Origin of the sequence: Paractinoplanes ovalisporus (assembly GCF_016834655.1) — a bacterium.
Classification (GTDB): Bacteria; Actinomycetota; Actinomycetes; order Mycobacteriales; family Micromonosporaceae; genus Actinoplanes; species Actinoplanes ovalisporus.
This window is the reverse complement of sequence record NZ_JAENHP010000036.1, coordinates 1-11544: the sequence shown is the minus strand read 5'-3', so window position 1 is coordinate 11544 and position 11544 is coordinate 1. Positions and strand designations below refer to the sequence as shown.

The 11544-nt window shown below is 71.0% G+C and carries 9 protein-coding genes; 5 read left to right on the top strand and 4 right to left on the bottom strand.

Annotated elements, in window-relative coordinates; translation table 11 throughout:
• Positions 1–50: 50 nt before the first annotated feature.
• Positions 51–1109, bottom strand: a complete 1059-nt coding sequence (locus JIG36_RS48910) for an iron-siderophore ABC transporter substrate-binding protein (protein WP_203383799.1) — start codon at positions 1107–1109, stop codon at positions 51–53.
• 163 nt (positions 1110–1272) lie between these two features.
• On the opposite strand from JIG36_RS48910, the gene JIG36_RS48905 reads away from it, so the two are divergent.
• Genes JIG36_RS48905 through JIG36_RS48885 form a run of 5 tightly spaced genes read left to right on the top strand, consistent with a single transcriptional unit; the run spans position 1273 to position 7588 of the window.
• Positions 1273–2310, top strand: coding sequence for a FecCD family ABC transporter permease (locus tag JIG36_RS48905; RefSeq protein ID WP_203383798.1), 1038 nt, complete (start codon positions 1273–1275; stop codon positions 2308–2310).
• On the top strand, positions 2307–3365 hold the full coding sequence (locus tag JIG36_RS48900) for a FecCD family ABC transporter permease (RefSeq protein WP_307873226.1): 1059 nt from the start codon (positions 2307–2309) through the stop codon (positions 3363–3365). The genes JIG36_RS48905 and JIG36_RS48900 overlap by 4 nt, the downstream gene beginning before the upstream one ends.
• Before the next feature lie 40 nt (positions 3366–3405).
• Complete coding sequence (locus JIG36_RS48895) at positions 3406–4230, top strand: ABC transporter ATP-binding protein (protein WP_203383797.1); 825 nt, start codon at positions 3406–3408, stop codon at positions 4228–4230.
• Positions 4227–5867 carry an ABC transporter ATP-binding protein gene (locus JIG36_RS48890; protein ID WP_203383796.1) on the top strand — a complete coding sequence of 547 codons (1641 nt, stop codon included), beginning with the start codon at positions 4227–4229 and terminating at the stop codon, positions 5865–5867. The genes JIG36_RS48895 and JIG36_RS48890 overlap by 4 nt, the downstream gene beginning before the upstream one ends.
• Positions 5864–7588 (top strand): ABC transporter ATP-binding protein, encoded by a 1725-nt coding sequence (locus JIG36_RS48885; RefSeq protein ID WP_203383795.1) that lies wholly within the window; start codon positions 5864–5866, stop codon positions 7586–7588. Before JIG36_RS48890 ends, JIG36_RS48885 begins: the two co-directional genes overlap by 4 nt.
• A gap of 576 nt (positions 7589–8164) precedes the next feature.
• On the opposite strand, the gene JIG36_RS48880 is transcribed toward JIG36_RS48885, so the two are convergent.
• From JIG36_RS48880 to JIG36_RS48870, 3 genes are all read right to left on the bottom strand, one after another.
• Positions 8165–8575 (bottom strand): hypothetical protein, encoded by a 411-nt coding sequence (locus JIG36_RS48880; RefSeq protein ID WP_203383794.1) that lies wholly within the window; start codon positions 8573–8575, stop codon positions 8165–8167.
• A gap of 657 nt (positions 8576–9232) precedes the next feature.
• The gene (locus tag JIG36_RS48875) at positions 9233–9916 is read right to left on the bottom strand and encodes an arginase family protein (RefSeq protein ID WP_307873225.1); all 684 of its coding nucleotides are present in this window, start codon (positions 9914–9916) and stop codon (positions 9233–9235) included.
• A gap of 415 nt (positions 9917–10331) precedes the next feature.
• Positions 10332–11189, bottom strand: coding sequence for a TIGR03619 family F420-dependent LLM class oxidoreductase (locus JIG36_RS48870; protein WP_203383793.1), 858 nt, complete (start codon positions 11187–11189; stop codon positions 10332–10334).
• Positions 11190–11544 lie beyond the last annotated feature (355 nt).

Below are 11544 nucleotides of genomic sequence, written 5' to 3'. Positions count from 1 at the left end.
CGACAACATGGGGCCAGGCCGTTCGGCCTGGCCCCATTACCCCTGACGGATCAGCTGGCGCGGACCACCGCGGTGGCCGGGTCGCCGTCGACGGCGGCGGCCATCTGGGGGACCAGCTTGTCGAGCAGGTAGGGCAGGCTCAGCACCGAGATGAACGACGTCGCGGCGCCGACCTGCTCCAGGTTCTCGACGTAGAGGTCGCGGGCCTCGGTCTTGACCTTCAGCTTCGAATAGAGCGGGTCCGACTCGACCTTCTTCTTGTCGGCGTCGTACTTGTCGACGATCCAGACGAGCATGTCGACGTCGAGCAGGTCGGTGCGCTCCTTGCTCAGGTTGGCGCCGAACTCCTTGCCGGTCACCTCGTCGAGGCCGTCCGGCAGGGTGAAGCCGAGGTCGGTGAGCAGGCGCCCGCGCGGGTCCTGCGTGCCGTAGACCCAGTAACCCTCGTACGTGGTGGCCATCAGCCCGGTCTTGCCGGCGAACTCGGGGTGCTCCTGCTTGACCTTCGTGAACAGGGCCTCGGTGTCGGTCACCAGCTTCTCGGCCTGGGCCTTGCGCCCGACCGACTCGCCGACCGTACGGGTCAGCTCCTGCCAGCCGATGCCATAGTCGACCTGGTCCTTCGTGTGCGTCACGGTCGGCGCCATCTTCGACAGCTTCGCGTAGTCCTCGTCGCTCAGCCCGGCGTACATGGCCAGGATCAGATCGGGGTTGAGGGCCGCGATCTTCTCGAACTGGATGCCGTCGGTGGAGGTCAGGACCTGGGGCCGGGGCGCCGAACCGAGTGCGGCCTCGGCCCACGGCCAGATGGCACCCGGCTTCTCGCCGAACCACTCGGAGGTCGCGACCGGCACGACACCGAGGGCGAGCAGCGCGTCCTGGTCGACCAGGCCGACGGTGACGACGCGCTTGGGCTCGGCCTTGATCTCGGTGGTGCCGAACTTGTGGGTGATCGACACGGGGAAGGCGGACGCGTCGGCGCCCGTCGAAGCGCTCGCGCCGGAGGCCGCCGGCTCGTCGTTCGCACTGTTCGGTCCGCACGCGGTCAGCGCCAGGAGAAGTCCGGCCGCGGCCACGGTCGCGATCCGCCGAATATGGGGAAGCCGCACGGGCTGGTCCTTTCTGCAACGTGAGACACCCTCGGGCCGGGTGACCTCGACGCGAGTGTAGGTTAGCCTCACCTAAACGGAGAACCCCGAGGCCTGAACGCAGAACTCCGGGACGAACGCGGAACTCCGGGACGTCACACCCCGAGCCAGGACGGAGCCCACGTTGACGGCCGTGCTGACGGCTCCCCCGGCCAGTCCCCATCGGCAGCGAGCCCGGCGGCGCTGGATCGGGTTCGCGGTGGCCGTGGCCGTCCTTTTTGTCGCGCTCGCCCTGAGCATCGCGATCGGCAGCCGCACGATCGACCTGTCCACTGTGTGGCGGGTCCTCTGGCATCCCGACGGCTCGGCCGAATCGGCGATCGTCCACGACCTGCGCTTTCCGCGTACGGTGCTCGGCCTCGGGGTCGGCGCCGCCCTGGGTCTGGCCGGCACGGTCATGCAGGCGCTGACCCGCAACCCGCTGGCCGAACCAGGCCTGCTCGGCGTCAACCTCGGCGCCTCGACCGCCGTCGTGGTCGCGATCGCGTTCCTCGGCGTGACCACCGCCTCCGGATACGTCTGGTTCGCCTTCGCCGGCGCCGCGCTGACCTCGGCCGCCGTGTTCGCGCTGGGCGGCACCGGTCGGCACCCCACACCGGAACGTCAGATCCTGGCCGGCGTCTCGATCACCGCGGTGCTCGGCGCGATCGTCTGGGCCATCCTGGTGCTGCGGCGGGAGGCGTTCGACCGCTACCGCCACTGGGACGTGGGCTCGTTCTCCGACCGCGACTCGGCGACCGTCACACAGATCCTGCCGTTCCTGGTCGCCGGCGTCGTGCTCACGCTCGTGCTGGGCCGCCAGCTCAACGCGCTCAGCCTGGGCGACGAGTCGGCCACGTCGCTCGGTGCCCGTCCCGCGCGCATCCGCGCCCTCGGCCTGCTCGCGGTGACCCTGCTCTGCGGCGCCGCCACCGCCGCGGCCGGCCCGATCTGGTTCCTGGGGCTCGCCGTCCCGTACGCGGCCCGCATGATCGTCGGTTCCGACCAGCGCTGGATCCTGGCCTACGCGGTGATCCTCGGTCCCGCCCTACTGCTCGGCGCCGACGTTCTGGGCCGGGTGCTGGTCGCCCCGGCCGAGCTGCCGGTCGGCGTGGTGACCGCGTTCCTCGGCGCGCCCCTGTTCATCGCGCTCTGCCGCCGCCGACGGCTGAGTTCGCTGTGACCGCCACCCTGGAGAAACGGCCGGCCAAGCGCGCCGTCGTCCGAGCCGGTGCCTTCTCCGTACGGCTGTATCCCCGCGCCCTGATCGTCGGTGTCGTCCTCGTCCTGATCGCCCTGACCATGGCGTTGGTCAACCTGACGACCGGTGACTTCCCGGTGCCGGTGGGCGAGGTGCTCAAGAGCCTGGCCGGTAAGGGGACCGCGGGCACCGACTTCATCGTCTATGAGCTGCGCCTGCCCCGGGTGCTGGTCACGCTGCTGGTCGGCCTGGCTCTGGGCGCGAGCGGCGCGGTCTTCCAGAGCCTCACCCGCAACCCGCTCGGCAGCCCGGATTTTGTCGGCCTGACCACCGGCGCGGCCAGCGGCGCCCTGATCGTCATGCTGATCGTCGGGGGCGGCGGCCTGCAGGTCAGCGCGGGCGCGATCACCGGTTGCGTGGTCACCGCGGTCGTCGTCTATCTGCTCGCGTTCCGCCGCGGCGTCCAGCCGTTCCGGCTCGTGCTCATGGGCATCGGCGTCTCGGCCCTGCTCGAGGCCCTGAACTCCTACCTGATTTACAGGGCCCAGCTCAACGAGGCGATCGCGGCGCAGGTCTGGCTGATCGGCAGTGTCAACGGCCGTGGCTGGACCGAGGTCGTGATCGTCGCGGTCACCGTCGTCGTGCTGGTGCCGCTGGTCGTCCACTACGGACGCCACCTGAAAATGCTCGCGCTCGGCGACGAGATGGCGGTCCTGCACGGCGTCCCGGTCGAGCGCAGCCGGGCCGTCCTCGCGCTGGCCGCCGTCAGTCTGTCGGCCGGTGCCACCGCCGCCGCCGGCCCGATCGCCTTCGTGGCCCTGGCCGCCCCGCCGCTCGCCGCCCGGCTCAGCAGCTCGCCCAGCTCCGGCATTCTGCCCGCCGCGGGCATGGGTGCGGCGCTGCTCTCGGCCGGCGACTGGGCCGCCCAGAACGCGCTGCCCGGCAACGACATCCCGGTTGGCGTGATCACCGCGGCCCTCGGTGGCGTCTACCTGACCTGGCTGCTGTTCCACGAGAAGCGAGGAGCGCGAGCATGACTCTCCGCGAAAGCGAGAAGCGAAAAGCAGGAGCGCGAGCATGAACGACGCACGTCTGCGGGCCGAGGACGTCACCCTCGCGTACGACAAAAGGGTCGTCGCCGAGCACCTCGACGTCCAGATCGCCGACGGCTCGTTCACCGTCATCGTCGGCCCTAACGCCTGCGGCAAGTCGACGTTGCTCAAATCGCTGGCGCGGGTGCTCAAGCCGCAGTCCGGCGCGGTCTACCTGGACGGGCAGGCCATCGCCTCGTACCCCTCGAAACAGGTCGCCAAGCAGCTCGGCATGCTGCCGCAGTCGCCGATCGTGCCCGGCGGCATCGTGGTCGAGGAGCTGGTGGCCCGCGGCCGGTTCGCCCACCAGCGGCTGCTCAAGCAGTGGTCGCCCGAGGACGAGGCGGCCGTCACCGAGGCGATGCGCCTGACCGAGGTGTCCGACCTGGCCGACCGGTTCGTCGACGAGCTCTCCGGCGGTCAGCGGCAGCGGGTCTGGCTGGCGATGGCGCTCGCCCAGCAGACCCCGATCCTGCTGCTCGACGAACCCACCACCTTCCTCGACCTGTCCCACCAGTTCGAGGTGCTCGACCTCTGTGCCGAGCTGCACGAACAGGGCCGCACGATCGTCGCGGTGCTGCACGACCTCAACCACGCGTGTCGCTACGCGACCGAACTCATCGTGATGAAAGCGGGCAAGGTGATCGCGCAGGGCGCCCCGGCCGAGGTGATGACGGCCCAGCAGGTCGAAGACGTCTTCGCGATGCCCTGCCGGGTCATCGACGACCCCGAGACCGGCACCCCGATGGTGGTCCCGGCCGACCGCCACCGCCGGCGCGGCGCCCGTACGCCCGAGGCAGCCCGCGCGTGAAGCAGGCCCTCACCCGGCAGCGCCGCCTGATCGTCCTCAGCACGTTCCTGGCCACCTGCCACCAGGCGGGGGAGGCGGCCGTCCCGTTCCTCATCGGCGTGATCATCGACCGGGCCGTCGACGGCGGGGTCGGTGACCTGTTCCTGTGGCTGGGCGTGCTCGGCGCCATCTACATCGGACTGAGCTACAGCTTCCGCTACGGAGCCCGTACCGGGGAACGCGCCTCCGAACAGGCCGCGCACGACCTGCGTCTCCAGGTGACCCGACGGGTTCTGCACGACCGCGGCGGGGCCGAGACCGGTCGTCTGCCCGGCGCGCTCGTCTCGATCGCCACCAGCGACACCGCCCGGGTCGGCGCGGTCGCGGTCGCCATCGTGTACGGCACCGCGGCCGTCATCGCCGTCATCTTCTCGGCCGTCCTGCTGCTGTCCATCTCGATCCCGCTCGGTCTGCTCGTGCTGCTCGGGCTCCCGCCGCTGATGTGGCTGACCCGCCTGATCGGCAAGCCGCTGGAGGCGCGCAGCGAGACCGAGCAGGAGCACGGCGCCCACGCCTCGGGCATCGCGGCCGACCTGGTCGCGGGGCTGCGCGTGGTCAAGGGCCTGCGGGCCGAGGAGGCCGCGGTCGAGCGCTACCGGGTGCGCAGCCGCACCGCGCTGACCGCCACCGTGCGGGCGGCGCGCGCCGAGACGGCGTACCAGGGAATCGTCATCGTCGTCAGCGGGCTGTTCCTGGCCGTGATCGCGGTGGTCGGCGGCATCCTCGCGGTGCGCGGCGACATCACCGTGGGCCAGCTCATCTCGTCCGTCGGCCTGGCCCAGTTCCTGGTCGGGCCGCTGTCGACCTTCGGCTGGGTGGGCGCCGACCTGGCTCAGGGCCGCGCGTCGGCCAAGCGGGTCGCCGCGGTGCTGTCGGCCGACGAAGCCGTCGCCGGGGGAGAACAGACCCCGGTCACGCCGGTGCGGGGGGCGATCGAATTGCGCGTACGGGAAATCGCCGTGAAACTCGCCCCCGGAGAGATCGTCGGAGTGGTCGCCACCGACCCGGCCGAGGCCACCGAGATCGTCCGCCTGCTGAACCGGTCGTTCGACCCCGCCGACGGCACGGTCTCGCTCGACGGCGTGGCGTTGTCGTCGCTGCGGCCCGAGGAGCTGCGCGCCGCGGTCCTGGCCGTCGAACACCACACCGACCTGTTCGACGGCACGGTCCGCTCGGCGGTCGCGCTCGACCGGGCCGGACCGGCGACGGTGGACGCCGCGATGGCCGCCGCCGACGCCGACGAGGTGGCCCGCAACCTGCCCGCCGGCCTCGACTCGGTGCTCGGCGACGGCGCCCGCACCCTCTCGGGCGGGCAACGGCAGCGGATCGCGCTGGCCCGGGCGCTGGCCGCCGACGCGCCGGTGCTCGTGCTGCACGACCCGACCACGGCCGTCGACGCGGTGACCGAGGCCCGGATCGCCCAGCGGGTGCGGGCGATGCGCGAGGGCCGCACCACGGTGCTGATCACCACCAGCCCCGCCCTGCTGGCGGTCACCGACCGGGTGGTGATGCTGCACGAGGGTGCGGTGGTCGCCGACGGGACGCACGGTGAGCTGGCCGCGGGCGACGAGACCTACCGGGAGACGGTGCTGGCATGACGACCACCCTGCTTCCGATCGCGGCCGGGGCGCGTACGCGGGCCGCTCTGCTCGTCTTCTTGAGGCCCGACCGGGGACGGCTCGCCGGGGCGGTGGTGCTGCTCATCGCGGGCACGATCGCCGGACTGCTCGCGCCCCCGCTGCTCGGCCGCATCGTCGACCTCGCCTCGGGCGCCGGCACGACCGGCGAGTTCGTGCTGACCGGCGTGGCGCTGGTGGCGGTGGCGCTCGTCGACGCCGCGCTGGCCGGTCTCGGCATCGCCCTGCTGGCCCAGGTCGGCGAGAGCACGCTGGCCCGCATCCGCGAACGGTTCGTCGAGTCGGCGCTGCGGCTGCCGCTGGAACAGGTGGAACGCGCCGGCGCGGGCGACCTGACCTCGCGTGTCACCAACGACGTGGCGGTCGTGGCCGAGGCGGCGCGCTCGGCGTTGCCGGAGTTCACCCGGGCGATCCTGACCATCGTGCTGACCCTCGGCGGCATGGCCGTGCTCGACTGGCGGTTCCTGCTCGCCGCGCTGGTGGCGGTGCCGGTGCAGGCGTACACGGTCCGTTGGTACGCCCGGCGCGCCGTGCCGCTCTATGCCAAGCAGCGTGTTGCGGTGGCCGCCCAGCAGCAGCACCTGCTGGCCACGATCGACGGCGCCTCCACCATCCGTACGTTCCGGATCGCCGGTGACCACAGCGGGCGTGTCGCCACCCGTTCCCAGCAGGCGGTCGACCTGCTGCTGCGGGGAGTCGCGCTGCAGACCCGGTTCTACGCCCGGCTGCACGTCGCCGAGTTCGCCGGGCTCGCTGCCGTGCTGGCGACAGGCTTTTTCCTCGTACGCGGTGACGCCGTCAGCATCGGCACGGCCACCGCCGCGGCGCTGTATTTCCACGGGCTGTTCAACCCGATCAACACGGCCCTGGCCCTGGTCGACGACGCCCAGGCGGCCGCCTCGGGCCTGGACCGCCTGGTCGGAGTGGCCGACCTCGCCGTGCCGCCGCGGGCCGTTCTCCCCACCACCGATTCCCCGGCCGCCGTCGAAGTCACCGGCCTGTCCTTCGGCTACGAGGCCGACCGTCCGGTGCTTCACGACGTCAGCTTGTCGGTGCGCCGGGGCGAGCGGGTGGCCGTGGTCGGCTCGACCGGCGCCGGAAAGACCAGCCTGGCCAAGGTGATCGCGGGCGTCCACGAGCCCACGGCGGGAACGGTTGACGTGCCCGCCGGGGAGGTCGCCCTGATCACCCAGGAGGTCCACGTCTTCGCCGGCCCCCTGGCCGACGACCTGCGCCTGGCCCGGCCCGGCGCGACGGAGGACGAGGTCCGTGCGGCGCTCGCCGCGGTCGACGCGCTGGGCTGGGCGTCTCAGCTCCCCGAGGGGCTGAACACCGAGGTCGGCGCGGGCGGCCACGCGTTGACGGCGGCGCAGGCCCAGCAGTTGGCCTTCGCTCGCCTGATCCTGGCCGACCCGCCGGTCGCCATCCTGGACGAGGCCACGGCCGAGGCCGGCAGCGCGGGTGCCCGGTTGCTGGAGAGGGTGGCCGCGGCGGCGCTTGAGGGCCGGACCGCGGTGATCGTGGCGCACCGCCTGACCCAGGCCGTGACCGCGGACCGGGTGGTGGTTCTCGACCGGGGCCGCATCGTCCAGATCGGACCGCACGAGACCCTGGTGGCCGAGCCCGGCCCATACGCGACCTTATGGCAGGCGTGGTCCGGCCAGCGCGACCAGAAGGCGTGACTTACCCTCGCTCTCGTCCGCACGTGACTTGCGGCGGCGGATCAACCTGACCTCGCTCGTCTGATCGCCGCTGTCCCGACGCTGTGATCTGCGCGGGGTGGACTTCCTGGGTTGCCCGCTTCGTGTCGCCGGCCAGGGCCCGCTGGGATTCGCTTTGGCCCGTTTGGCGTGTCACCGGCTCGGGCTTCTTGGGATTCGCTTTGGCCCGTTTGGCGTGTCACCGGCTCGGGCTTCTTGGGATTCGCTTTGGCCCGTTTGGCGTGTCACCGGCTCGGGCTTCTTGAGATTCGCCTCGGCCCGTCTGGCGCGTCGCTGGTCCGGGCTCGCCGGGATCGTCCGGCGCGTTTCCTGTTCCTCGTCGGGTGAGCGTTCCCGCTGAAGACAAATAGCGCTCGGGCCGCATCGGTGGAGATGCGGCCCGAGCACCGGGGTGGAACGAGCGGTGCGGGAGCGAAGGCGTGGACGGAACCGTCGCGCCCGCGACCCGAGGTGGCCGGGCCGGACTACTCGGCCGGGGCCCTGCTGCTCAGCGGCATTTCTTGTTCTGGTTCAGCTTCTTTGTTCAGCGATGCTTGTTCAGCGGTGGCCGCGCGGGCCGCCGTGGCCGTGGCCGTGGCCGCCGCCGTGCCCACCGTGACCGCCGTGGCCGTTGCCCCACGGGCCGTGGCCGTGACCGCCACCGCGCCAGTCGCGCTGGACCTCGAGGGCCCACAGGCCACGCTTGAAGCCGAAGCGCACGCGGTCGCAGTCGTAGTCGTCCCACCGGTTGGTGAACTCACCGATGCGGCCGGCCTTCTCGCAGGCGCGCAGCGACCGGAAGTAGCCGACGACCCGGTCGCGGTCCCAGCCCTTCTGCGCCTTGGTCGTGGTCGACGGCTTGGCGGCCGGGGTGCCGGCGCTGTCCGCCGCCATCGCCGGGCCGGCAGCCATCGTGGCGCCGGCGACCAGGCCCATCGCCAGCATCGTGAACGTCCGGGCCTTCTTCATATCTACCTCCGAAGTTGGTTTCTGCCTTGCTGCCTTCTGCCAGAGATCCTGGCATATCGGGCATAAGCCTCACCAAGAAGCGAATACGTACTTTCGGACGATCTTGGTTGACCGTTTGTGCTGCCGGTCACAGCAGCCGCGAATCGGACGCGCTGACCCGCTCGCGTTGTCCTACGCGCCGAACCGCTCGCGTTGTCCTCGCTGTACGCGCCGAGCCGCCCGCGTTGTCTTTGCTCTACGGCTGAACTGCTCGCGTTGTCCTCGCGCTACGCGCCGAATCGCTCGTGTTGTCTTCGTCGTACGCGCCGTGCCGCTCGCGTTGTCCCTGCTCTACGGGCTGAACTGCTCGTGTTGTCTTCGCCCTACGGACCGTGCTGCTCGCGTTGTCCTTGCCCTGCGCGCTGAACCGCTCGCTTTGTCCTGGCGTGCGCGCTGACCCGCTCGCGTTGTCCTCGCCCTGCGCCACTATCGCCTCGCGCGTAAGGCGAAGACCGGTAAGGCTGCCCCGTGCGCTTGGCGCGTTCGAGCCGTTCAACGCCCGCGCCCAGATTCGTCCCATCACGATTCGTCACCGTGACCGCCCCGCTTGCGCCCGGATCAAATCGCGGCGCGTGTAGTCCGGGGCGCCACGTCGAGACGCAGCGGCCGGTCGCGCGTCTATTGATGGGCGGCCAGTGCGGTGGCCACGGCCGTAACGAAGTCGTTCAGCACGTCGCGATCGGGCGCGTGATCCGGGTTGACCTCGGTGATCACGAGGGCGGCCAGTGCGGGGCTGCCGGCGAAAACGGAGAGGCTGGTCATCGCCTCATGCAGGGACAGACCGACCGGTGCACCACCGGAGTCGGGCACGTCGGCTATCGGCGTGTCGACGAACCGCAACACGTCGACGTCGAAGTGCAGCACGAAGGAACCATCGACGGCCTCCAGCGCCCTCTCGGCGGCGGCTCGGGGATCGCGATGCACGTCGGCGGCCGCGATCCGGGAGATGGACAGCTCGCGCAGCAGGTCGCGTTCGAGGTCGTCCCCGGCCTCGGGCAGAGCGTCCCCATAGGACACAATTCGCGCCGGCGTCAGCGGCTCGCCGATCGCGGCCAGCTCCGGCAGGTGCCCCGGAAGCCGCAACAGATGAGCCACACCCATAGCGTCGAGGTTCCCGTTCGGGCGTGTCTCCGGGGTGAAGAGATCGGGCCCACCGTCCATATAGAGCAGCGCCGGTTCCCGTGCGACACGGTCGAATCCAGCCATCACACCGACGGTGATGCTGCAATCCCCGCCGAGAACGAGCGGCGTGCCACCCGCGTCGAGGATCCCCTGCACCGCCACCGCGACATCCTCGGCCACGGCCGCGACGGTGCCGCGTTCTGAGCGTTCGGCCGTGCAGGGTCGGGACGCCAGCGAAACCCGCGGACATCCCCACGGTCCTCGACGTCGAGCCCGCCGGCCTTCAGATCGTTGATCAGCCCAGCCTCACGCAACGCGCCCGGCCCCTGCTCAACCCCGGGCGTGTGGGCACCGGCGCTGGAAGGCACCCCCAACACCACCCACCGACGATTCATGCAGCTCATCCTTCCAAGAGTCACCCGCTCCCGCAGGCCGGCAGCCGCCGTCCCGAAGAGGCAGCGACCGCCGACCAGTCCGGCTCACCCACTCGCGGGCATAACAACCGCCGTCCCGAGGGAACAGCGAACGCCGACCACCCCGAAACCGCCCGCGGCACAGGTCTCGGCCGGATGCCGACCGGGGTAGCGGCGAGGGGTCAGGGAGCGGCGAGGCTGAAGCGCTCGGCGAACGCCGACATCTGATCCTCCTGTTCAGCGGGATCATCCGAGGTAGCGCCCACCACGACGCGGGTCACGCCTTCTTCGGCCAGCGCCGCGGCCCGCTCGGGAGACATGGTTATGCCGCCCCAGCGCGTGTACTCGAGGGCGTCGGGGTCGCGCCCGGCCTCCAGCGCCGAAGCTCGGGCCAGAGCAAGCTGGGCCGCCCTCTCCTCGGGCGACAACATGCCACCCGGAAAGAAGCCGTCACCCCGCGAACCGGCTCGACGGGCCGCGGCCCGGCTGGAACCGGCCACATGGATCGGCATGCCGTCGCCCACCGGATGCGGGAAGCTCACCAGGTTGTCGAAGTTGAAGAACTCGCCCTCATAGCTCACCCCCTCGGCCCCGCCCGACCAGAGGAGCCGCAGGACGTCGATCGCCTCGTCGGCCCGGCGCCCCCGCGAGCGGAAGTCGACCCCGAGGGCCGCCGCCTCGCCGGGAAGAGTCCCCAGCCCGACGGTGAAGAGGCGCATCCGTCCTTTCGAGAGCACGTCGATGGTCGCCAGGCGTTTGGCGAGAACAACCGGGTGCTGGTACGGAATGAGGACCACGCCCGTACCGAGCAGGATCCGGCTGGTGGCCGCCGCGACAAAGCTGAGCGCCTCGAGCGGGTCGACGTAGGGCAGATCCGGCGGAATCTCCATCTCCCCGAACGCGGCCCCGGGGTAGAGCACCACGTGCTCCGGCATGTAGAGCGCCTCGAACCCGCATTTCTCAGCGTGTTGCGCGTACGCGATCATCCGGTCCGGATCCGTGCCGAACGCCGGTGTGCCATAACTGATCGCGAACTTCATGCCGTGCCTCCGTCCGACGCCTGTCGCCACGAGAACGCTATCCGTGGCCCCACAACGAGCGCAGCGTGTGCACCCTCACTCAGAAAGCCGGCAGCACGCCCCACCTGCGGAGACGCGCAAAGCGCCGCGTGGCGCCTGTGGAAAACGCCGTGCCGGCCATGCGCCGACCTGTGGACAGGCTCCCGTTTCTGTCGGACCGGGCGCGTATTTTTTCCATGCCCTCAGGGAGGGTGGTTTCAGGGGGTCGTTGCAACACGGTCGGTGTTGAGGAGTTTAGCGAGGCGTTCGGCGGGGGTGTCCCAGTCGAGGGTCATGCGGGGGCGGCTGTTGAGTTCGGCCGCGACCGCGGCTAGAT